Origin of the sequence: Mucilaginibacter phenanthrenivorans (genome assembly GCF_024721155.1) — a bacterium.
Lineage (GTDB): Bacteria > Bacteroidota > Bacteroidia > Sphingobacteriales > Sphingobacteriaceae > Mucilaginibacter > Mucilaginibacter phenanthrenivorans.
Window position 1 is genome coordinate 783,235 of sequence record NZ_JAHVAP010000001.1, and the last position, 24,299, is coordinate 807,533.

Consider the following 24,299-nt stretch of genomic DNA (forward strand, 5'->3'; position numbering starts at 1 on the left):
TTTATTTTTTATGAGAACCTAAATATTAACTTTGGTTTTGCAGATTGACCTGCAATTACAACATCTAACCATCAAATTGCCTTGAAAGTTTTACACAGCGTACACCCGGAGGATTTTAAAAAATATGATACCGCATTAATAAGGGAGCGGTTTTTAATAGATGACACGGTACAAAAAGACGCTATCAATTGTGTTTATACGCATTACGACCGGATGATAGTAGGTACAGTGAACCCGGTCACTAAATCCATAAGCCTGGAAAATTACCCAAACCTGCGCGCAGATTATTTTTTGGAACGTCGTGAAATAGGGATCATCAACGTAGCCGGCAATGGCAGTGTAACTGTGGATGGGCAAACTTATGATCTTGGTAAACTTGACTGCTTATATGTTGGAAAAGGCGTAAAGCAAGTTAGTTTTGAAAGTAAAAATGCGAATGATCCGGCTGTTTTTTACCTGCTTTCGGCCCCGGCACACGTGACCTATCCAACAACCTTTATGGGTATTGATGAAGCCGCAAAAGTTGAGGCAGGTAGCGCTGCCACTGCCAACCTGCGCACAATTAACAAGTACATTCATGCAGATGGAATAAAAAGCTGCCAACTGGTAATGGGATTAACTATTTTGAGGCCCGGTAGCATCTGGAATACCATACCGGCACACACACATGATCGCCGAATGGAGGCTTATTTTTATTTCGATTTGCCGGCGGGGCAAAAAATAGTGCACTATATGGGGCAGGGCGACGAAACCCGGCATATCATGATGAACAATTACGATGCTGTTGTTTCTCCGCCATGGAGTATCCATTCGGGTAGCGGAACTTGCAATTACAATTTTATATGGGGCATGGCAGGTGAAAACCTGGATTATACCGATATGGACGCTATTTCGATAAGCGACCTGAGATGAGAAGAGAGTCAAGAGATCAAGAATCAAGACGGATAGAAAGAACTAAACAAGAGATAAATAATAAAGTATAAACCTAAAAATAAGTCCTGAATCTTGACTTCCTGATTCCTGACTCTTAAAAAAGATGAGCGATAAATTTTCACTAAGCGGTAAAGTAATAGTTGTAACCGGCGGCACCGGTATTTTAGGAAATGCATTTGTAAACGGTATTGTAGAGGCCGGGGGCACAGTTGGCATTTTGGGGCGGAATAAAGAAGTTGCTGAAGAACGTGCAGCTGTTATAAATGCTAATGGCGGTAAGGCAATAGCTTTGGTAGCTGATGTAATGAATATTGGCGAACTTGAAGCGGCTAAAAATAAGATCATAGAAGCTTTTGGAAGAGTTGACGGACTTGTGAACGGCGCCGGCGGCAATATGCCCCAGGGTGTTTTGCAGCCGGAGGAAGATATTTTCAGCATGAACCTAAAGGGAATGAAGGAGGTATTGGATCTTAACTTATGGGGCACCTTGAACCCAACCCAGGTTTTTGGCGAGGCCATTGCTAAAACAGGCAAAGGCAGTATCGTTAATATCTCATCAATGAATTCAAAAAGGGCAATAACAAAAGTTTTGGGCTATAACATGGGTAAAGCTGCTGTTGACTGTTACAACCAATGGTTTGCCGTTGAACTTGCAAACCGTTATGGCGACGCAATCCGCATGAACGCGCTTGCTCCGGGATTTTTCCTTACCGAACAGAATCGCAACCTGTTAACTTTACCGGAAGGTGGTTACACTGAACGCGGTGGGAAAGTTATCAGGAATACCCCATTTAAAAGATTCGGGCACCCGGATGAATTGATCGGTGCAATAGTCTGGTTATTGAGTGATGCATCGGCATTTGTAACCGGATCAATGATTTGCGTTGATGGCGGCTTTTCGGCTTTCGCCGGGGTGTAAATAATTAGTGATTGGGCGAATTAGTGAGTTAGCGAATAACCAATTTGTAACAAACCTGTGATGACTTGATTAACTTATAGTCAAATGTTCATACATTAGTGTTATGTTGACTGGTTTCTATTTTTCGATAAGAATCAGTCGAAACCTGTACCAATTATAACGCTTGTAATAAACTACTATGATGAACAAAAGGCTGTTTGCATTATCGCTGGCTACGCTTTTCTCCTATTTTGCGTTTTCACAGGGTTTTACCTTACAGCCCGGTAACCCGGTAACCGAAAAATTCTCGCCCGAAAGATTGCAGCGAATTGATAAGGTTATTCAACAATATGTCGATTCAGGCTGGGTAGTTGGCGCTGACGCATTTATTGCCCGAAACGGCCGGATAGTTTACAACAAAGCATTCGGAATGGCTGATGCAGAGAAAAAACTCCCGATGCAAACCGACGAGATCTTCAGGATCGCCTCGCAAACCAAAGCTATCACTAGTGTTGCCGTAATGATGCTGTTTGAAGAGGGCAAATTCCTGCTGGATGACCCTATCTCCAAATATATTCCGTCATTTGCGCATCCTAAGGTATTAGCGGAGTTTAATCCTAAGGATTCAAGTTATACAACTATTGCTGCCCGGCGGGAAATTACTATCCGTGATTTACTAACCCATACCTCGGGTGTTGATTATGCACAGATAGGTTCAAGCAGCATGAAGGCAATATACGCCAAGAATAAAATTTATGCTGGATTTGTATATGATAAGCTGCTGCTTGCAGACGCCATTAATAAACTGGGGACGCTGCCTTTGGCGCACCAGCCCGGCGAAAAGTTTACCTATGGCTTAAATATAGATGTGCTTGGTTATCTGGTTGAAAAGGTATCAGGCAAAAGCCTCGACCAATTTTTCAAGGAGCGAATCTTTCAGCCGATGGGTATGAATGACACCTATTTCTACCTGCCCCAATCAAAATATTCCCGACTGGCGACCGTATACACGCCCGACAAAACACAGCATCTTGTTAAAGCCAACGAAACAACCTTTCCCGGCATAAACTGGGATTACCCCTTAACCAACGGAACTTACTTTGCAGGCGGGGCAGGCCTCAGTTCGACCATAAAAGATTATGCCATTTTTCTACAAATGATGCTAAACAATGGCGAATACAACGGGCATCGTTTGCTATCCCGGCATACCGTTGAAATAATGACCATGAACCAGATCGGCAATTTGAACCTGGACCGGGATAAATTTGGATTGGGCTTCGAAATAGCTACAAAAGACGGGCAGGCAAAGCTAGGGCAAACAGAAGGTTCATTTAGCTGGGGTGGATTTTATGGTACCATTTACTGGGCTGATCCTAAGGAGCATATGGTATGCCTGTTGTTTGTGCAGGAATGGCCTTACCCGCATGGCGAACTGTCAGATAAATTTAAAGTGCTGGTATATTCGGCACTAAATGATTAATTCTTAATCGGTGTAACCGTCTAAGAATCGGTGTAATCAAAAATAATAAACTACAAATATGATCAACAGGAGAAACTTCATTAAAACTACTTCAGTAGCCGGAACAAGCTTCCTGCTGGCCCCTCATTTAGGAAAGGCAGCCGGATTTTTCAAAGGATCGCCAAACGAAAAGGTGGTTTTAGGTATGATGGGAACCCATAGCAGGGGTTTATATCTTGCCCAAAATTTTTCAAAAATAGCCAATACCGAAATTGGTTTTGTGTGCGATGTGGATTCGAAGGTGGTTGAAAGTACCATTGCAGATATCTATAAACGTACCGGGAAGAAGCCCGAAGGATATACCGATATCAGGAAATTGTTGGAAAGAAAGGATGTTGATGCAATTGTTATCGCTGCACCTGATCATTGGCATGCCCCGGCGGCAATAATGGCTTGCCAGGCAGAAAAAAATGTATACGTTGAGAAACCTTGCAGCCACAATCCGCATGAGGGTGAAATGCTGGTTGCTGCTGCAAAGAAATATAATAAACTGGTGCAAATGGGAAGCCAGCGCCGCTCGTTTAACAACGTGCAGGCAATGATAAAAGAATTGCATGAGGGCGTAATTGGACGCACTTACTATGCAAAGGGTTGGTACACAAACCACCGCGAAAGTATTGGTATTGGCAAACAGGTTGCCGTACCGTTAAATCTTAATTATGAATTATGGCAGGGACCCGCTCCACGCAAGCCTTACCAGGATAATTTGATCCATTACAACTGGCACTGGTTCTGGAACTGGGGCACCGGCGAAGCATTAAATAATGGCACTCATGAGCTGGATGTGATCCGCTGGGGATTAGGCGTTGATTTTCCAAACAAGGTAGTTTCTACAGGCGGCCGTTTTCATTTTAAGGACGACTGGCAAACACCTGACACGCAAAACATTCTGTACAATTTCCCGAATAATACAGCAGCAGAATGGGAGGGAAGAAGCTGCAACGGTTATAATATTGAAGGGCTGGGCCGTGGCGTTATTTTTTATGGCGATAAGGGCACCTTGTTTTATACCGGTGGTAATGGCTATAAAATTTATGACGGCGATAATAAGCTGGTAAGGGAAGTGAAGGATGAAATTCCGGTTGACGCTACCAATAAAGTAAGTCCGACAGAGGCGCTTGATGGGATGCACATGAAGAACTTTATTGAATCGGTGCGTGGCATTGAAAAACTAAATTGCCCGATTGAAACCGGGTTTAAATCAACACTGTTACCCCAACTGGGGAATATTTCCTACCGCGTTGACCGGGTATTACATATCGATCCAACAAACGGACATATTTTGAATGATCCGGAAGCAATGAAGCTTTGGAAAAGGGAATATGAAAAAGGATGGGAGCCAAAAGTGTAAGCTCCCTTATCTTATTATATTTTATATTAATTGAATTGATTACAACGTATATATCTAACATGAAAAAACTAACAATAAATTATGCGACTATAATATTATTTGCGGCACTCGTAATACCATCTATTACCAAAGCCCAAAGCAGCCCCGAAATATTCGATGGCAAAACGCTAAAGGGATGGCATCGCCTGGCTGGTACCGCAGATTATAAGGTTGAGGACGGCCAAATTGTTGGTACTACTGTACTAAACTCCGGTAATACATTTTTGGTAACAGATAAGGAGTATGGAGATTTTATACTTGAAATGGATACCAAAATTGAAAGCTCATTGAGTAACTCAGGCGTACAAACCCGCAGCCATTTTGATCCGGCAGGGCATGAGGGTAAGGGGCTGGTTTATGGGCGGCAATTTGAGATCGATCCATCAGATAGAAAATGGTCGGGCGGCATTTATGACGAGGGCAGAAGAGACTGGCTTTATCCGCTTGACTTACATGCCAGTGTAAAGGATGTTTTTAAGGTTGGGGAATACAATCATATAAAAATTGAATGCATTGGCAACGAAATGCGTACCTGGATAAACGGTACAGCAATTGCCGATGTAGTGGATACAGTCGATGCAAAGGGTTTTATCGGCTTACAGGTGCACGCGGTAAGCAAGGATGAGCAAGCTCGTAAAAAGGTGTTTTTCAAAAACATCCGCATCCAAACAAAAAACTTAAAATTTGCGCCATTTCCTAAGGATATATACACGGTAAACTTGTCGCCAAACTCACTTTCTGCAAATGAGAAGGCTTCCGGCTGGAAGTTATTATATGATGGTAAAACGCCTAAGGGCTGGCATGGTGCAACGCTGAGTACATTCCCAACAAAAGGCTGGGAATGCGCGAATGGCGTAATGCACGTTTTACCATCGGAAGGAAAGGAAGAATCGGGCGGCGGTGACGTGGTTACCGACGACCTGTACAGTGCTTTTGATCTTTCATTTGAATTTAAACTAACTCCGGGTGCTAATAGTGGCGTAAAATATTTTGTTACGCTGAGTGAAGTCACCAAAGGTTCCGCAATAGGGTTGGAGTACCAGGTTTTGGATGATAAACTGCATCCTGATGCAAAATTGGGCCGCAACGGCGACAGAACGCTTGCATCATTATATGACTTAATCCCGGCTAAGAAACAGGAGCGCTTTGTACACCCGATAGGTGCCTGGAATATTGGCAGAGTAGTCGTATTGCCCAATAATCACGTTATCCATTATCTAAATGGCATTAAAGTGCTCGAATATGACCGGGGATCAAAGGAATATAAGGACCTGGTTGCGATCAGTAAATACGTGATCTGGAAAAACTTCGGTGAAGCTAAGGAAGGGCACTTACTGTTGCAGGATCATGGTAATGAAGTATTTTTTAGAGACATAAAGGTGAAGAGACTGTAGAGTGGTTGTCTGAATCAGAATTCACAGAATTTTAGAATTAGCTGGATATCATACGCGCATCTTGAAAATTCTTTAATTCTGAAAATTCTGATTCAGACATTTAGTTAAACGATCTCCTTTTTTTGAAAACTGTAGTACAGATAAAACAACGATGGCAGAATCAGCAGACTTCCTAACAAAAGCCCCCAACCTAACACATTGATCGTTTTTTCGGGGGCATGATAGGCAAACATGGAAAGGTTTTGTCCTCCTTTTATCATCACTAAATAAGGATAGTGCATATACCCAACGGCCAGCAGGATCATTGTAACCTGGAAACCTGCGCCAATTCTTATTATTTTTCTTTTGCCTTTATTGATCAGCACCCATGATGCGATTAAAGAAATTGACGCGGCAATAACGGCAATGAGACTTACCGGGTTACCAAAAATCCAGTGTGCCAGGCGGATATGTTCTATTTCTGAAGCTATAAAGACCAATCCTCCGAAGACAACCGCTAATATATTCATGGCTTTGGCCTTTATAATAAATCGCCTTGCGTCATGATCATTATCAGCTTCGCCGATAAGATAAATGGCAGCAAGATAGCCGCTCAGCGCTACTGTAAATAACCCAACTGCTACCGAAAAATAGTTTAACCAGCTGAATATATAGGCGTCTGTAAATGATGTGGCGCCTGGATCTATCTGCCGTGAAATAGCGCTGCCGGCTATAATTCCTAAAAACAACGGCGTTATAAAGCTGGAATAAACAAATACGTTGTTATAAATTCTTTGCGTGTTTTCGCCTTTTATCGCATCATAGTTCCTGAATGCAAATGCGGTGCCGCGTGCAGTGATCCCCATTAGCATTATAAGCAGCGGAATGTGTAGGTAAGTACACATGGTGCTATACATAGTTGGGAATGCTACGAACATAATTACCACAGCGATTATCAGCCACATGTGGTTTGCCTCCCAAATGGGGCCGATGGCCTGGTAGCTTGTTTTGCGGGTGCGCGACTTGTTTTTTTCAGAAGTAAAAAGCTCAATAATGCCCGCGCCAAAATCGGCACCACCAAGAAGGAAATACAAAACTATGGCTAGAAACAGGAAGGATATAACAATGTACAGCATAAGTTTCAAATTAACGGTCGTACAATTCAGGAACCATTTTTATCTGGCGTTTTAGCAAAAATATAACAGCAATACTTAATATGACATAAACCGCTGTGAATAAATAAAATGAGTATTGGATGCCCGGCATGGGTGTAACAGCATCACGGGTGCGCATCACGCCTTGTATTATCCACGGTTGCCGCCCAACTTCAGTTACTGTCCAGCCTGATTCAACCGCGATAAATCCAAATGGCGTAGCTATTATAAATAGGTATAAGAACCATTTTTTTGAAAGCCAGCTTCGCTTTTTCCAGATCGCCACAAAATATAAAACTCCAATAAGCATCATTGCTGATCCTATCGCTATCATTATTTCAAAAGCAATATGAGTTACTGTTATTGGTGGCTGGTTTTTAACTGGGATTGTATCCAATGCCTTAACCGGCTGTTTAAAGTTATCGTACACTAAAAAGCTTAACAGGCCGGGTATTTCAATCCCATAATTAACCTTTTTATTTGCCGTATCCGGAATGCCACCAACGGTGAGCGGCGAATATGGCTGCGTATGAAAATATGCCTCCATTGCAGCTAATTTTGCCGGTTGCTTGGCCGCTGCATTTTTTGCTGAAATGTCGCCACTGAAAGGTTGTAAAATCGCGGCAATCGCTCCAAATACTATGGCAATTTTAAATGCTTTGCTATGGAATTGGACATTTTGTTTTTTGGCGATCATTAATGCATGGATCCCTGCTACAGCAAAACCCGTTGCTGAAAAGGCCGCCAACGTCATATGCAGGGCTTCGGAAAACCAGGAGCCATTGAACATGGCTTTTATAGGGTCTATATTGACATATTGCCCGTTAACAAAATCGAATCCTGCGGGATTATTCATCCAGGAATTTGCCGATACCACCAAAATCCCCGAAGCAATACCACTAACCCCAACCATTACTCCAGTGCCCCAGTGAAACCACTTGTTAAGCCTTTTCCATCCATATAGAAAAAAGCCTAAAGCGATGGCTTCAATAAAGAAGGCGACACCCTCTAATGAAAATGGCATCCCGAAAATGGGGCCAGCGTGTTCCATAAATTTTGGCCACAACAAACCCAACTCGAATGAAAGAATAGTACCCGACACCGCGCCGGTAGCGAAAAAAATGGCTACGCCCTTACTCCAGGCCTGTGTGATGTTTTTATAGACAGCATCGCCTGTTTTTATCCATTTATAATGCGAGATGGCCATAAAAACAGGCATAACCATGCCGATACACGAATATATGATGTGAAACCCCAGCGAGATGGCCATTTGCGACCGGGCAGCAATAAAATTATCCATAGCTATTAAATAATATGGTTGACAAATATACCCAATACCTGCCGGGCCGATTAGCTAGTGCAAAAAAGATTACTAAATAGAATATTTCTAAATATTAAATCGTTATGGAATATTTGAAAAAACATATTGCATTGTAACAAAAAAATTATATATATTTACTACCTAAGAGTAAACCAACTTATATACCTGATTTTTTGAAACGTTTTGCTGCTATAATACTATTGAGTATTCACCTGTTTAATATGGGCGGGTATGCATTGCTGTTTCAATATTACATCCATAAATCGGATGTACAGATGGTAAAACAGATCTTCGACAATAAGATAGATAACAAAAAATTTATCGAAATAAAGATTCCTGTTAACATGCCAACTATACAGGACTGGACCGAATATGAAGTGGTGCAAGGTCAAATTAACGTGAAGGGTACATATTATAACTATGTAAAGCTTAAAATGACCCGCGACACTACTTACTTTATTTGTATCGCAAATACTGCAAAAACTCAATTGGTAAATGCGAAGATCTCGACATCAAAAGAGATTAATGACATCCCGCAAAACAAAAAAACACATGATGCTGCCGTGAAGAAGGCAAGTACGCTCAGTGAATATAATTTGCAAGCATTTCAATACCATTATCACGCGTTTGAAACGCAACTTAAACCTAATAACAAGTCAGTAACCGTCAGGTTAAACGATCCGTTTATCGACTCTCCAGGCAAACCACCTAACGCCATTTCTTAAAGCTGCTATATAATTCCTTGTATTGCCCCGTGACTATCTATTGGGCTATTGTATCATTTATATTGTGAATTGTGATGCCATATACTTAAATGTATGGTAAACAATACGGCATTTTCTGATACCGGGTATCCGGCAGTTTTCCTCATAATCTGGAGCGTTCTTTAGGCGCCCTAATTATTCAACACAGTAACTTTCTTAACCCTTTAATTTATTTAAACCAACATCATGATTAAATTTTTACACCTGTTTTTTACCAGGTACTGTTTGGCTACATGCTGTATTTTCGCCTTTTGGCAAACGGCACAGGCCCAAACAGATGCCGACGCATTGATGATCCCTAAAAATTACTTCTGCACCGGGGTAGTATACACCCACAGCGACTGGAAGAATTACTGGGAGGGAACTTTTAAACGTAGTAATGCCAATATAGGCACATTATCGTCAAACGCTTTTACTGTTGTTGGTAATTATGGCGTAACAAACAAACTGGATTTTTTATTTATGGCGCCTTACATTAAAACCAACGCTTCACAAGGAACACTTAAAGGTCAAAGCGGTGTACAGGATCTGACAGTAGGTTTAAAATATCTTGCATTTAATACTGAAATAGGCAAGGGCCTTTTTAGTATTCATGCAATTGCTGAGGGATCAATTCCTCTATCTAATTATGAGCCTGACTTTTTACCTGTTTCCATTGGTTTGCACACCAAAAACTTATCTATCCGCGGGTTGGCAAACTACCAGGTAGGCAGGTTCTTTGTTGCCGGTGCTGGTCAGTATGTTTTCAGAAGTAATATTACTTTAGACAGAAACTCTTATTATACCGATCACCTGATTTACAGCAACCAGGTTGACATGCCGAATGTATCCAACGTGTTAATTAGCGCTGGTTACCGCAGTCTCAAATTAAACGTTGAGGGTATTGTTTCTCAAACCACTACACAGGGCGGTTTTGATATTCGGAAAAACGATATGCCATTCCCAAGTAACAGGATGAATATGACCACCGTTGGCGGGCTTGCAAAATACAGCTTTGAAGATATCACAGGTGTTGAAGTTACCGTAGGTGGTAACTACGTGGTAAGAGGAAGGAACGTGGGACAGTCCACTAATTTATTTGCATCAGTGTACTACATCCTTGATTTTTCTAAAAAGACCAAATAACCAGATTATGAAAAGACTAATACAAAATATATCACTACTGTTAACAGTAACAGCTCTTTTAGCATCGTGCCATAAAGCTGTTGTTGATCGTACAACATTATATCCGGCCCTGGCTCCTGCCAATATCGACCTGAATGCGGATAGCTGGAAACCTGTATTAATTAAAGATGCCAGCGTATTTAATGTACCTGCTCCGGATGCTACTACATCTCCGGCTTATGTGGCAGATCTTAACGAAATTAAGGCATACCAAAGCAAACTAACCAGTGAGCAAAGGGCAACAATAAAATATTGGAGCGCAGGCGCTGTATTAAGGTGGAACGAGATTCTACGCGATTTGGTGGCTAAGCATAATTTGCCTCCATACCAAAATGCAGACGGAACTTATCCTATACCCAGTGCGGCTAATCCGTTTGCTTATCCACTTTTCCCTTTTTCAAACCCGCCATATGCGGCAAGGGCATATGCTTATGTAAGTGCAGCACAATATGATGCATTGATAGCCGCCTATCACTTTAAAAAACTTTACAACCGGGTTGCGCCATACACTTTTGATGCTAATATCCAGGCATTGGTACCGAAATCGGCATTACCGTCATACCCAAGTGAGGATGCGGTGGTATCAGGCGCTACCGTGGAGATCATGAAATTGTTATTCCCGGGTGATATAGATTATATAGAACAAAAGGAAGCTGAACAAAAGCAATACCGGATAATGGCCGGCGCTAACGTAAGAGGCGAGCTAAATGCGGGCGAATCCTTAGGGACACAAGTAGCTGATGTTTTTGCCGCGCGCGCCCGCACTGACCGCGCAGGTAAGGCTATAGGCACACCGGCTGACTGGGCGGCGCTGCAGACCAAAACAACTGCAAGAGGTGAAACATTTTGGCTGAGCCAGGAGTCGCCGTTAAGGCCGCCGATGTTACCATTATTTGGCAAGGTTTTACCATTCTTGTTCGATACACTTACCGTTGCCGCGTTAAGGCCCGGTCCCCCTAATGCAACAAATTCTGACGCATTTAAAAAAGAAGTTGCTGAAGTGCTTTCATACAGCGAAAACCCAACCCGTGAACACCAGGCAATTGTAGAGTTTTGGGCTGATGGTGTTGGTACCTACACGCCTCCGGGCCACTGGAATGCTATCGCTGCTGATGAATTTGTAAAACAGAATTACAGTGAGGTACGCTGGGCACGTAATTTTGCACTGTTAAACATGGCCGAAATGGACGCAGCGATTGTTTGCTGGGATACCAAGTATTTTTATTTTAATCAACGCCCAACGCAGGCTAATCCTAAAATCAAAACGCTAACAGGGATTCCGAATTTTCCGGCTTATACATCAGGTCACTCGAATTTTAGCGCAGCCGCAGCTACCGTATTGAGTTATTTATTACCCGACAGGGGAAGTAAGTTTAATGACATGGCTAACGAAGCCTCGTTATCAAGATTATATGGCGCTATACATTACCGGTCGGATATAGAAGCGGGGATGGTTACGGGCGGCAAAGTTGGACAATATGCTGTACAAAGAGGCAAAACAGATGGGGCCGGAAATTAAACCAACAATTATTTATTATAACCAATTAAACCAATACACAGAACACTAATATATGAAGACCACTTTTAGAATAATTTCAGTAATAGCATTGTTTATATTTTTTACACAATCTAACACATTTGCACAAGGCTGCGTAGCCATCAGGAGTACCGGTGGCATTTGCACAATGGCAGAACATCCGGATAGTGCAAACGCTAGCGGTTACTGGCTGTTTAACAGCAATAGCCGTTATTATAAATCCTTCAGGCACTTCGTTGGTAAGCAGGAACAGTTTCAACGGATAGCATTGCACAACAATGTAATAAATAAAGTTTATACACAGGATTTGACCTTAACACGGGTATTGGATCAGAGATGGTCAATTTCCGTGAATTTGCCTATGGCAGATAACAGCCGCTCACAGGTGCAGGGCACCCTTGGCAAGCGGTTTTCCACCCATTCGTTTGGCATTGGGGACATTCATGCTGCCGGATATTATTGGCTGTTTAATCCTGCAAAGGCAACAAACGGTAATATCCAGGTTGGGCTTGGTCTTAAATTCGCCACCGGAACTTATAATTACCAGGATTATTTTTTAAATGCAACAGGTGGTAAAACGCTCGGTGCGGTTGATCAATCGATTCAATTGGGTGATGGTGGAACCGGAATAACTGCCGAAATAAATGCGTATTACAATCTTTCGCATCGTTTTGGTTTTTATGGAAACTTTTATTACTTGTCCAGCCCTAAAGACGTAAACGGTGTACTTAGGTCAACCAACCCGGCAAGCGCGACAACTATTGCTGTAACCGGCGATGTGCTAAGTGTACCGGATCAAATGCTGATCAGGTTTGGGGCCAGCTTAGCCGTTAACAAATTTGATTTTTCACTAGGCGTACGTGATGATTGTTTGCCGTCAAAAGACCTTTTTGGTAACAGCGATGGTTTCAGAAGACCAGGCTACATTATTGGAGCTGAGCCCGGAGTTACTTACAGGATGAAGAAAGTTTCATTGTATGCTTATTGTCCTATCGCTATAATCCGCGATCGCACGCAAAGCGTACCTGATAAAAGAACTACCCAATTAACAGGCGTTTATACGCAAGGCGATGCCGCTTTTGCCGACTACGTGATTAATGTGGGAATAACCTTTAAATTTTAATTTTAGTTGATCGTTTGATTTCTAAAGCCGGGCGTGAGATACCCGGCTTTTTTATTTTATGTTTGTTTCTAAATATTGCATTTACAAATGAACACAGCTGATCAAAATTTTGCGGCGCTTGGCCTTAATCTGCCGCCAGCACCGAAACCACTTGGGGTTTACAAACCGTATTTAATTGACGGAAGATACCTGTATGTATCCGGACATGGCACCGTGAAGGATGATGGAACGCTCATTATAGGCCGAATAGGGGAATCTATATCTCCGGAAGAAGGTAAACTGGCTGCAAGACAGGTAGGCCTTGCTATACTATCCACTATAACAGCAAATCTAGGCAGTTTAAATAAAGTTAAACGGGTGATTAAGGTACTCGGAATGGTAAACTGCACGCCTGATTTTGAAAAACATCCCTTTATAATAAATGGCTGCTCCGAATTATTCGCCAAAGTTTGGGGCGAGGATAATGGCATTGGTGTTAGAAGCGCTGTCGGCATGGGCTCGTTACCGGACAATATCCCGGTAGAAATAGAAGCTTTGTTTGAGTTATTTTAAGAGAGTCCGGGAGATAAATCTATGGAAGAGAAGGACTGGTATATTATAAACGATATTGATCAATTAGATACGCCTGCTTTGGTTGTTTATCCCGACAGGGTAAAACAAAACATTGCGACGCTTATCGGTATGATCGACAATGTTAACAGGTTGCGCCCGCACGTTAAAACACATAAGAGCAAGGATGTAACGCGGTTAATGCTTGAGGCTGGTATTACTAAATTCAAGTGTGCCACAATTGCCGAAGCTGAAATTCTGGGAATGTGCAATGCCCCGGATGTTTTGCTGGCCTATCAGCCGGTTGGGCCGAAGTTAAAACGGTTCGTCAATCTCATACTTGCCTATCCCGATACTCTTTTTTCTTGCCTTATAGATAATCTGGCAGCTGCCATTGAAATATCTGATGTCGCAGTTCAAAATAATTTAAAGATTTCTATTTATATCGATTTAAATGTTGGACAAAATAGAACAGGGATTAAACCAGGTCACAACGCCTCAACGCTTTATGAAGAGGCTTCCGCCTTGCCGGGAATAAACGTGTTAGGTCTGCACGCTTATGACGGGCATATTCATGAAGCCGATCTTGCAATCCGCACAACTGAATGCAATGAAGGCTTTGCGACTGTATTAAAACTTCAATCAACATTAAAAGAAAATGGCTTTACCGAGCCTGCAATTATTGCCGGAGGCTCGCCAACATTCCCTATCCATGCAAAACGGAAAGAGATAGAATGCAGCCCCGGAACCTTTGTTTATTGGGACAAGGGCTATCAAACATCGTTTAAAGAGCAGGCATTTTTACCTGCGGCGTTGGTTGTATCAAGGATTATTTCACTTCCTGATGAAACAAAGCTATGTTTAGATCTTGGGCATAAATCAATCGCTTCTGAAAGAGAATTAAAAACACGCGTTTATTTGATAGACGCACCCGGATTGGAAGCGGTAAGTCAAAGCGAGGAACACCTGGTTGTAGAAGCGGGCAAAGGGCACGGTTACAAAGTTGGCGATGTAATTTACGGAATGCCTTATCATGTTTGCCCAACCGTTGCGTTGTATGAACGGGCAATTACAGTAGAAGACAACCAAATAAGCGGCGAATGGAAAAATATCGCCAGAGACAGGATGATAACAATATGATTTTATGTAGAGACGCAATACTTTGCATCTCTGAAATATATTTAAGCACAAGGAGACACAAAATATTGTGTCTCTACAAATGATATACACATGTTTACCATCGATGCCCACTTAGACCTTAGCATGAACGCGCTGGAATGGAACCGCGATTTGCGGAAACCTGTTACTGAAATCAACGAACGTGAAAAAGGATTGACAGACAAACCGGACCGTGCAAAAGGGGTAGTTTCACTACCGGAATTAAGAAGAGGAAATATAGGGCTGGTTGTAGGTACGCAAATAGCGCGTTATGTGGCTCCAGATAATCCATTGCCAGGCTGGCATTCACCGGAGCAGGCCTGGGCGCAAACACAGGGCCAGCTTGCCTGGTACAAGGCAATGGAAGATGCGGGCGAAATGGTTCAGATAAACAACCTGGATAGCCTGGAAAAACATATTAATCTTTGGGATGATGGGTTACTTAATGAAACCAAGCCGGTTGGCTACATTTTAAGCCTGGAAGGCGCTGATTCAATAGTTACAATTGGCCATTTGGAACGCGCCTACAACTACGGGTTAAGGGCTGTGGGGCCTGCTCATTACGGTCCCGGTCGCTACGCGCAAGGTACCGATGCCACCGGGTATATGGGGCAGGTAGGCCATGAACTGTTAAAGGAAATGGAACGCCTGAACATTATTTTAGATGCCACTCATTTGTGCGATGACAGCTTTTGGGAGGCGCTTGGTCATTTCAACGGGCATGTTTGGGCGAGCCATAACAATTGTCGTGCCCTTGTTAACCATAACAGGCAGTTTAGTGACGAGCAGATTAAGGAATTAATAAACCGGGGCGCAGTGATAGGCGGGGCATTAGACGCATGGATGATGGTGCCGAACTGGGTAAGAGGAAAATCTGATCCAAAACAAATGAATTGCAATTTGGATGTGATGATAGATCATACAGATCATATTTGCCAGATTGCAGGAAATGCCTTACATGTGGGCATAGGCTCGGACCTGGACGGCGCATTTGGCCGCGAACAATGCCCTTATGATTTGGAAACTATTGCCGATCTTCAAAAAATACCTGCCCTTTTCAAAAAACGTGGTTATAGCGATGCAGATATAGAAAACCTTATGCACGGCAACTGGTTAAGGTTTTTACGCAACGCCTGGAAATAAATAATCGGTGTAATCACCTCTCTAATAATATGAATGCAGAACAAACGAGATTAAAAGATTCAACCTGGAAAAAGTGGGGGCCGTATGTAAGTGACCGACAGTGGGGAACTGTGCGGGAGGATTATAGCGCAAACGGTGACGCCTGGAACTATATAACCCATGATATGGCACGCAGCAAGGCGTACCGTTGGGGCGAGGAGGGTATAGGAGGCATCTGCGATAGCGAACAATTGCTTTGTTTTTCAGTGGCATTTTGGAATAAAAAAGATCCTATTATAAAGGAACGCTATTTCGGATTGAGCAACCCCGAGGGAAACCATGGCGAAGATGTAAAGGAGCTATATTATTACCTCGACAATACACCTACGCATTCATACCAAAAAATGCTTTATAAATATCCCCAGCAGGAATATCCCTATGCCTGGCTGGTGGATGAAAACAAACGGCGAAGCCGCAACGAACCGGAATTTGAGTTGATAGACACTGGCATTTTTAACCAGGACGCTTATTTTGATGTATTCATAGAATATGCGAAGAACACACAACACGATCTTTTAATCAAAATTACCATCAACAACAGGGGAAGCCAGGATGCTGCCTTAAATGTGTTGCCTACTATTTGGTTTCGTAATACCTGGGCGTGGGGATATGATAACTATACACCTGAGCTAACAGCCGACTCGCATGGAGTGATCGAAGTATATCATGAGGCTTTGGGGCAACTGTGGTTAAACGCCGAAGGAGAACCCGACCTGTTATTTTGTGATAACGAAACCAATACCAAGCGTCTTTACAACTCGGACGATGGCAAGCAGTTTTATAAGGATGGCATCAACGATCACCTAATCCACGGCGCTGACACAATCAACCCAAAAAAAACCGGAACAAAAGCTGTTGTAAATTTTGATGTAGATGTACCTGCAAAGCAAAGTGTTACCTTGCGGTTGAGGCTATCGAACAACGCAAGCAATGGTTTTGATGATTTTGATCGATTATTTGACGCAAGGAAGCATGAAGCTGATCAATTTTATTCGGAGCTTCAGACAGCTAACAAAAACGCAGACAAAATTTTAGTAGAACGTCAGGCTTTGGCGGGAATGCTTTGGAACAAGCAGTTTTATTATTACGACATTAACCACTGGCTGCATGGTGATCCGGCAGAGCCAAGACCACCTGCTGCAAGAATAAATGCACGGAACAGCAAGTGGACACATTTCAATACCAAAGATATTATCTCAATGCCTGACAAATGGGAATATCCATGGTTTGCGGCATGGGACTTGGCTTTTCATTGTATTCCCTTGGCTAAGGTGGATATGTCATTCGCCAAGCATCAGCTTACTTTGCTTATTAAGGATTGGTATATGCATCCCAATGGCCAGTTACCTGCTTATGAATGGGACTTTAATGATGCCAATCCGCCGGTGCACGCTATGGTTACATGGAAAATTTACCAGCAGGATAAGGCTGCAAATAATGGAGTGGGGGATACTTATTTTTTAGAACGCATCTTTCACAAATTGATGTTAAATTTTACGTGGTGGGTTAATCGTAAGGATGCATCAGGTAATAATATTTTTGAAGGAGGCTTTCTTGGCCTTGATAACATTGGTGTCTTCGACAGGAATACGCGTTTGCCGATGGGCGAACACCTGGAACAGGCTGATGGCACCAGCTGGATGGCAATATACTCATTAAACCTGCTCCGCATCGCCGCTGAACTTGCTGAAAGCAATAAAGCTTACAATGACATAGCAAGTAAGTTTTTTGAGCACTTTATTTACATTGCCGGAGCCATATCAAACATCGGGCAGGATAACGAAGGGCTTTGGGACGACGCAGACGGCTTTTTTTACGACCAGATACGTCTCCCGGATAACAGCACGCAAAAAATGAAGGTACGTAGCATTGTCGGCCTGATTCCGTTAATTGCTGCCGAGGTGCTGGATGAAAACGATATTTTGAATAACCCGATATTCAGTAACCGGATGAAATGGTTCACAGAAAACCGGCCCGACCTTGCGTCGCTTGTATCAAGGTGGAATGAAACCAAAACGCCCGGTAAGCATTTGGTAAGCTTGTTGCGCGGCTACCGCATGAAATCGCTGCTTAAATATTTGCTTGACGAAAACGAATTTTTAAGTGATTATGGCATCCGTTCGGTTTCAAAATATCACCTAAACAACCCGTATCATGTGGCTGTTGATGGAATAGAGTTCAGCATAAAATATACCCCGGCAGAAAGCGATAGTGGCTTATTTGGCGGCAACAGCAATTGGCGTGGCCCAATCTGGATGCCGATGAATTATTTGTTGATAGAGAGCCTGCATAAATTCTTTCAATATTATGGCGACGACTTCAAAATAGAGTGCCCGACCAATTCAGGTAATTTCATGAACCTGCAGCAGGTCGCTAGTGAGCTGTATCGCCGGGTTTCCAATTTATTTTTAAGGAACGGGGATGGTAAAAGAGCAGTTTTCGGCGAGTATGAAAAAATGCAAAACGATCCGGATTTTAACGATCACATCCTTTTTTATGAATATTTTGATGGTGATACAGGACGAGGTCTTGGTGCATCACATCAAACCGGTTGGACAGGGTTAATTGCTACTTGTTTATTTTATTAGGGTCAATTCCCGCCAATAAATTTTTTATTTTCTAACGACTGTTGAACCTGTTGCGGCAACGCTGATAATAAATTATACCCGGTTGCATCCTCAATGTTTTTTACCGTACAGGTATAATTCATCCAGTTGTTAGAAATATTATTGTCGTTGGGGGTGTCTATTGCAACAACCTGTGTATTCTCATCAATTCGCGCCAGGTCATCATCTCCTTCAGGCAATATAACTGCAACCTTCCAGATATGCGCGGGTACATTTATCCTTCCTTTGTCAATGGCGATGGCAAACCCATTTCTCCCGGTACCTCCACTGCCATAAACTCCCATTATTATATAAACTTCATTTCCCTTTTTTACCTTATCGCGACAGTAGCTTTCCAGGTGCTCCCAGGTGTGTTCATTATTGTTGGGTGCCTGCGGAATAATGTTATCCATTAAAAATGTTGCCGAATTTGCATCCGTGGTGCTGGTTCTGTCACCGCTTGGACAGTTATGTCCTTTATCAAATCCCGATCTTCTGTAGCTGTTGTTATCTGCTTCGTACCAGCCATCGGGCAACGTTTCATCAGGCCGGAAATTATTCAATCGGTCTGTAGCACCCAGGTCGTTGATGCTTAAATGCCAGCTTACCCAATTGGGTTCACCTTTATCCCTGTTATAACTCTCCATATAATACTGGTGATCTATTAAATAATTATCTGCATTCAAAAGGCTTTTGCTTGCGTTGCTCGGGTTGCCAAGCGCCATATTACTGTTGTCGGTCTGCTGCGGCTGGTGGCTTTTACAGCCTATTCCTATTATAACAAAAAATCCTAATAGATTTATTATTAAACGATTATAACGCATTTGTTTTTATTGTGATAGTCAAAAGTACCCGCAGGAAATATAGGAATATTAGGTGGTTTTGGTCTAAGCATTGCCGATAGCCGCGGGGTGCAGGCTTTAACATAAAGAATAACAGGCTAATAAAAAGCAAAAGCCGCCCAAAGTTATCCAGGGCGGCTTTTGCCGTTATGTTTTTACAACAACCAAATAAGTAAAGTTTTTACGATGCAGGTGTCGGTTTTATTGCTATCCTGATGGTACTAACGCGATTTTTTAACCATTGGTAAATGGTAGAATACTCCAGGTAATTCCTGATGGTGTCATCATTACGGATTGTAGTTACTAAATCTCTTAAAATACTTCTTAAAGGAGACGTTTTACTAACGTTTGTAACAATCTCTTCAATCTGGTCTGCATAAACTACCGCCTCGTACTCATTGTCGAAAATTAGCTCAGTTTCGCTGTCGCCTTTTTCCTTAATGCCTTTTGATGGAGTTGGCAAATGGTAGTTTTTAAAATCAGCTGTTGTTAGTTTGGTTTGGCCTGTTGGAATGTTGATACGTAACATAAGTTTTATTTTTAGTGCTTAAATTATCCTGTATAACTCTGTACAAATTCGTCATTGCGTATAGCCATAATAACGTCGCTAATAGCAATATATTGGGGCGTCGACTTATCGTCCAGTTCGTCGGCTAAGTTTTCCAATTGTGCTGCGTATATAACAGCTTCCTCTTCATTCTCAAATTTCAATATCAAATCGTTATTAATTTCCGCGTCAACTCCGCTTGGCGGTGCCGGTAGCTCATATTCCTCAAAGGTTGAGAAGTTAAGATTCGAATTAGCAGAAGAAACAGTTATATGAAGCATAATTTTATTGTCAAATTACGGGGTGTCCGGTAATTGTTCAACACGGTAAAGTTAAAGGTGTTTTAACAATTTTACATTTAATTATTGTTAAGTTTTACATAGTTTTCAACACCACCTCCTAACAATTACATAATACGTGCCATTTTGAAATAACGTTGTCTTTGACTATTTTAATGCGGTGATTAAATTAACCCCTGCATCAACTATGACGGCTACAAAATCGGAACAATTAAAACGCGTTTTAAAACCTATTCATCTCTGGGCCATTGCTGTAAGCCTGGTTATATCAGGCGAGTACTTCGGCTGGAACTTCGGTTGGAAATCTGCCGGAACCATCGGCTTTTTGATAGCAACAGTGGTTATTACTATCATGTATATAACTTTTATCTTCAGTTATACTGAATTAACAACTTCAATTCCCCATGCAGGCGGTGCATTTGCCTATGCTTACCGGGCGATGGGACCCATTGGGGGACTAGTTGCCGGTTACGCAACGCTTATTGATTTTCTGTTTGCCACCCCCGCAATAGCCTTTGGATTGGGGGCGTATCTTCATTTTTTAGATCCCGACATACCTGTTTTATATTCTGCGCTATTTTTTAATGTTGTATTTATCGTGATAAATATTTTAGGTGTAAAGGAGTCGGCAACATTTTCCTTAGTAATTACACTGCTCGCTGTTGCTGAATTATTGCTCTATCTGGGAATAGTTTCCCCACATTTTAAGGCTGATAATTTTTTGAGTAACCCCATGCCATTCGGATTATCGGGCATTTTTGCGTCGTTGCCTTATGCCGTATGGTTTTACCTGGCCATTGAAGGCGTTGCAATGGTTGCTGAAGAGGTTAAAGACCCTAAGCGGAATATCCCAAAGGGATATATTTCTGGATTGGCTACACTGATATTCTTGGCCTTTGGCGTTATGGTGTTTACCGGCGGCATTACAGATTGGCGAAAACTAAGCAGCCTTGATTATCCTTTACCTGAAGCCATTAGTATCGTATTGGGTAAAGCAAGCAGTTTAACCAGTATCTTTGCCAGTATAGGTCTATTTGGGCTGATCGCTTCCTTTCATGGTACCATATTGGCTTCATCCCGGCAGGTATTTGCCATGGCGCGCAGCGGTTATTTACCAAGATTTTTGTCGACAGTTAATCATAGATTTAAAACACCGCACTGGGCAATCATTGCCGGTGGTGTTATCAGCTTTATCGCGCTTTATACCGGTACTACTGATAAGGTTGTTATTATATCGGTGATAGGGGCTATATTGATGTATATGATGAGTATGATCAGTCTTTTCATCCTCCGTAAAAAGGAGCCGGCGTTAGAGCGGCCATTTGCAGCCCCTCTTTATCCATTATTCCCGGCAATAGCGCTGATAATATCTGCTGTTACGCTGATAACCATTATTTATTTTTATTTCAGCCTTAGTCTTTTGTTTTTTGCCGGTTTGGTTATCATATCGGCTATTTTTATGTTAATGGGAAAACACAAAGTTAAATTGGTTGAAGAAATGATGGTTGCGCCGACTAATTAGAATTGCTTTAACAGATTTTAAAAAACTCGTTAAATAAAAATAATCTATCTTGAAAATCAATCAAATTCTTAAATCGTGTTAAATGTCGTACCACTTCACCATACGCAATAAGGTTTACAGGTTTAAAGATCTGAAAACATTGCTCGCAAAAGCGTCCCCGTATCGAACTGGTGATGTGCTGGCCGGGGTTTGCGCTGAGAGTTATGAGGAACGGGTAGCAGCCCAAATTGCTTTGGCCGATGTACCGTTAAAAACGTTTCTAAACGAAGCTATTATTCCATATGAGCAGGATGAGATAACAAGATTAATAATTGATAGCCACGATATTGGATCTTTTAGTTTGATCAGCCATTTAACGGTGGGCGAATTCAGGGACTGGCTGCTGAAAAATGAAACAGATGCCGATGTATTACGATCAGTTGAAAACGCGATAACCCCTGAAATGGCAGCAGCTGTGTCCAAACTTATGCGTAACCAGGATTTGATCGCGGTAGCAAGAAAATGTGAAGTTGTTACCAAATTTCGGGACACTATTGGTTTAAGGGGGCATTTTTCTACACGCCTGCAGCCAAATCACCCTACAGACGATCCAAGGGGCGTAGCAGCAAGTATTATTGACGGGCTGTTATATGGCAGCGGCGATGCCTGTATTGGCATTAACCCGGCGACAGATAGCCCGGCTGTAGTTTTAAATTTGCTTAACCTGATCGATAACTTACGCCAGCAGTTTGAAATTCCAACCCAGTCCTGTGTATTGAGCCATATAACTACAACAATAGAGTTGATTAATAGAGGAGCTCCCGTCGATCTTTGTTTTCAATCCATCGGTGGAACTGAAAAGACCAACAGCAGCTTTGGCATCAACCTGGCTTTAATTGAGGAAGCTTACCAGGCTACATTGTCACTTAACCGCGGAACGGTAGGACAAAACGTAATGTACTTTGAAACAGGGCAGGGCAGCGAACTTTCTGCAAATGCACATCATGGAGTTGACCAGCAAACCTGCGAGGCGCGTGCCTATGCGATTGCCAGGAAATATAAACCTTTGTTGGTCAATACTGTTGTGGGCTTTATTGGGCCAGAATATTTATACGATGGCAAACAAATTATTCGTGCCGCGCTCGAAGACCACTTCTGTGGCAAGCTGCTGGGCTTGCCTATGGGTGTGGATGTTTGCTATACCAATCATGCCGAGGCCGACCAGGATGATATGGATAACCTGCTCACTTTGTTAGGTGTAGCCGGCTGTAATTTCATAATGGGGATCCCCGGATCGGACGATATTATGCTCAACTACCAATCAACGTCATTCCACGATGCATTGTACCTGAGGAAAAGCTTAGGTTTGAGGCATGCACCTGAATTTGAACAATGGCTGATAAAACAAGGATTTACTGACGTTTCTGGCGACTTACTGCCCGTTAATCCATCTCATAAAATGCTATCGGGAATTATATGAGTGATCACTTAGAAAAAAATGACCCCTTAGCCCCCTTGCGGGAGTTTACCGCCGCCCGGATAGCAATCGGCAGGGTAGGGAACAGTATTCCTCTCAAGCAATCGATGGAATTTAACCTGGCACATGCACATGCCAGGGACGCTGTATATTCAACATTGGATCTCGACGGACTGACAGAAAAGATTAAAATCTTTGATTTACCCATTTTGCACCTGCACAGCCAGGCAAGCACGCGGCATAAATACCTTAAACGGCCTGATCTTGGCCGCCTGTTGAGCGAAGATTCACATAACCAGTTACATGATTCTATAGTTTGCCCCGATATATGTATAATTATAGCTGACGGTCTTTCAGCAGCTGCTGTTAATGAAAATACCTTTGGATTGCTGAAAATATTAATTCCAATGTTAAGTACCGCCAAGTTAACTATTGCGCCACTTTGCCTTGTTGAACAGGGCAGGGTCGCCATAGGCGACGATATTGCCGGTGGTTTAAAAGCCAAACTCTCAATTATACTGATCGGTGAAAGGCCGGGTTTAAGTTCAGCCGACAGCATGGGCGCTTATCTCACTTTCAACCCCAGCCCGGGCTTAACCGACGAATCGCGCAATTGTATTTCAAATATCCGTAAGGGTGGATTGAGCTACAGGAATGCGGCCAATAAAATATTCTATCTCGTTAATGAGGCTATAAAACGAAAATTGTCAGGTGTTGCCCTTAAGGATAATGCCGGTTTGTTAACATAAGAAATTTTATTGTACTGAAGAATTTTCAAGTAACAGCTAGTTTTGCCATTTTGTCTCATCGTGAAAATTCTAGTTAAATGAGTTCGTTTTTGTAATTGTTTAGTAATACTTAAAATCGTATCTTAGGCAAACAGGTTGACTGTTAATTCATTATCCATATTCCTTGTCACATCAAAATAGAGCACCCTTTTTAAAAACATCTTCACAAACCTT

At 42.3% G+C, this 24,299-nt stretch carries 21 protein-coding genes; 16 read left to right on the forward strand and 5 right to left on the reverse strand.

Annotation, left to right across the window (positions count from 1 at the left end):
• The first annotated feature begins 81 nt into the window (after positions 1-81).
• The 5 genes from kduI (at position 82) to KXD93_RS03275 (ending at position 6,134) form a co-directional block, all read left to right on the forward strand.
• On the forward strand, positions 82-912 hold the full coding sequence (gene kduI, locus KXD93_RS03255) for a 5-dehydro-4-deoxy-D-glucuronate isomerase (protein ID WP_258135428.1): 831 nt from the start codon (positions 82-84) through the stop codon (positions 910-912).
• 124 nt (positions 913-1,036) lie between these two features.
• The gene (locus KXD93_RS03260; RefSeq protein WP_258135429.1) at positions 1,037-1,852 is read left to right on the forward strand and encodes an SDR family oxidoreductase; all 816 of its coding nucleotides are present in this window, start codon (positions 1,037-1,039) and stop codon (positions 1,850-1,852) included.
• A 178-nt stretch (positions 1,853-2,030) separates the two neighbouring features.
• Positions 2,031-3,311: a serine hydrolase domain-containing protein gene (locus KXD93_RS03265; RefSeq protein WP_258135430.1), complete on the forward strand. Its 1,281-nt coding sequence runs from the start codon at positions 2,031-2,033 to the stop codon at positions 3,309-3,311.
• A 58-nt stretch (positions 3,312-3,369) separates the two neighbouring features.
• A complete protein-coding gene (locus KXD93_RS03270; protein WP_258135431.1) occupies positions 3,370-4,701 on the forward strand; it encodes a Gfo/Idh/MocA family protein in 1,332 nt (443 codons plus the stop codon).
• Between the two features lie 59 nt (positions 4,702-4,760).
• Entirely contained in the window at positions 4,761-6,134 is a 1,374-nt protein-coding gene (locus KXD93_RS03275; protein WP_258135432.1) for a 3-keto-disaccharide hydrolase, read from the forward strand.
• 104 nt (positions 6,135-6,238) lie between these two features.
• On the opposite strand, the gene KXD93_RS03280 is transcribed toward KXD93_RS03275, so the two are convergent.
• Both KXD93_RS03280 and KXD93_RS03285 read right to left on the reverse strand, forming a co-directional pair.
• Complete coding sequence (locus KXD93_RS03280; RefSeq protein WP_258135433.1) at positions 6,239-7,249, reverse strand: cytochrome d ubiquinol oxidase subunit II; 1,011 nt, start codon at positions 7,247-7,249, stop codon at positions 6,239-6,241.
• Positions 7,250-7,259: 10 nt separating this feature from the next.
• A complete protein-coding gene (locus tag KXD93_RS03285) occupies positions 7,260-8,567 on the reverse strand; it encodes a cytochrome ubiquinol oxidase subunit I (RefSeq protein ID WP_258135434.1) in 1,308 nt (435 codons plus the stop codon).
• A gap of 194 nt (positions 8,568-8,761) precedes the next feature.
• Here KXD93_RS03285 and KXD93_RS03290 point away from each other — a divergent pair, with 194 nt between their 5' ends.
• The 8 genes from KXD93_RS03290 to KXD93_RS03325 all read left to right on the forward strand — a co-directional run bounded on the left by KXD93_RS03290 (position 8,762) and on the right by KXD93_RS03325 (position 18,653).
• Complete coding sequence (locus KXD93_RS03290; RefSeq protein WP_258135435.1) at positions 8,762-9,313, forward strand: hypothetical protein; 552 nt, start codon at positions 8,762-8,764, stop codon at positions 9,311-9,313.
• 225 nt (positions 9,314-9,538) lie between these two features.
• A complete protein-coding gene (locus KXD93_RS03295) occupies positions 9,539-10,477 on the forward strand; it encodes a transporter (protein WP_258135436.1) in 939 nt (312 codons plus the stop codon).
• Positions 10,478-10,484: 7 nt separating this feature from the next.
• Positions 10,485-12,035 carry a vanadium-dependent haloperoxidase gene (locus tag KXD93_RS03300; RefSeq protein ID WP_258135437.1) on the forward strand — a complete coding sequence of 517 codons (1,551 nt, stop codon included), beginning with the start codon at positions 10,485-10,487 and terminating at the stop codon, positions 12,033-12,035.
• 52 nt (positions 12,036-12,087) lie between these two features.
• A complete protein-coding gene (locus KXD93_RS03305; protein WP_258135438.1) occupies positions 12,088-13,176 on the forward strand; it encodes a transporter family protein in 1,089 nt (362 codons plus the stop codon).
• An 87-nt stretch (positions 13,177-13,263) separates the two neighbouring features.
• On the forward strand, positions 13,264-13,728 hold the full coding sequence (locus KXD93_RS03310) for a RidA family protein (RefSeq protein WP_258135439.1): 465 nt from the start codon (positions 13,264-13,266) through the stop codon (positions 13,726-13,728).
• Positions 13,729-13,749: 21 nt separating this feature from the next.
• Positions 13,750-14,865, forward strand: a complete 1,116-nt coding sequence (locus tag KXD93_RS03315) for a D-TA family PLP-dependent enzyme (protein WP_258135440.1) — start codon at positions 13,750-13,752, stop codon at positions 14,863-14,865.
• Between the two features lie 90 nt (positions 14,866-14,955).
• Positions 14,956-16,026 carry a dipeptidase gene (locus tag KXD93_RS03320; protein WP_258135441.1) on the forward strand — a complete coding sequence of 357 codons (1,071 nt, stop codon included), beginning with the start codon at positions 14,956-14,958 and terminating at the stop codon, positions 16,024-16,026.
• A 29-nt stretch (positions 16,027-16,055) separates the two neighbouring features.
• The gene (locus tag KXD93_RS03325) at positions 16,056-18,653 is read left to right on the forward strand and encodes an MGH1-like glycoside hydrolase domain-containing protein (RefSeq protein WP_258135442.1); all 2,598 of its coding nucleotides are present in this window, start codon (positions 16,056-16,058) and stop codon (positions 18,651-18,653) included.
• Between the two features lie 2 nt (positions 18,654-18,655).
• Here KXD93_RS03325 and KXD93_RS03330 read toward each other — a convergent pair whose 3' ends face one another.
• From KXD93_RS03330 to KXD93_RS03340, 3 genes are all read right to left on the reverse strand, one after another.
• Entirely contained in the window at positions 18,656-19,495 is an 840-nt protein-coding gene (locus KXD93_RS03330; RefSeq protein ID WP_258135443.1) for a DNA/RNA non-specific endonuclease, read from the reverse strand.
• A 199-nt stretch (positions 19,496-19,694) separates the two neighbouring features.
• Positions 19,695-20,042 (reverse strand): hypothetical protein, encoded by a 348-nt coding sequence (locus tag KXD93_RS03335; RefSeq protein ID WP_258135444.1) that lies wholly within the window; start codon positions 20,040-20,042, stop codon positions 19,695-19,697.
• Positions 20,043-20,065: 23 nt separating this feature from the next.
• The gene (locus KXD93_RS03340; RefSeq protein WP_258135445.1) at positions 20,066-20,341 is read right to left on the reverse strand and encodes a hypothetical protein; all 276 of its coding nucleotides are present in this window, start codon (positions 20,339-20,341) and stop codon (positions 20,066-20,068) included.
• A 205-nt stretch (positions 20,342-20,546) separates the two neighbouring features.
• Here KXD93_RS03340 and eat point away from each other — a divergent pair, with 205 nt between their 5' ends.
• The 3 genes from eat (at position 20,547) to eutC (ending at position 24,086) form a co-directional block, all read left to right on the forward strand.
• A complete protein-coding gene (gene eat / locus KXD93_RS03345) occupies positions 20,547-21,881 on the forward strand; it encodes an ethanolamine permease (RefSeq protein WP_258135446.1) in 1,335 nt (444 codons plus the stop codon).
• An 82-nt stretch (positions 21,882-21,963) separates the two neighbouring features.
• The gene (locus KXD93_RS03350) at positions 21,964-23,340 is read left to right on the forward strand and encodes an ethanolamine ammonia-lyase subunit EutB (RefSeq protein ID WP_258135447.1); all 1,377 of its coding nucleotides are present in this window, start codon (positions 21,964-21,966) and stop codon (positions 23,338-23,340) included.
• Entirely contained in the window at positions 23,337-24,086 is a 750-nt protein-coding gene (eutC, locus tag KXD93_RS03355; protein WP_258135448.1) for an ethanolamine ammonia-lyase subunit EutC, read from the forward strand. The genes KXD93_RS03350 and eutC overlap by 4 nt, the downstream gene beginning before the upstream one ends.
• Positions 24,087-24,299: the final 213 nt, after the last annotated feature.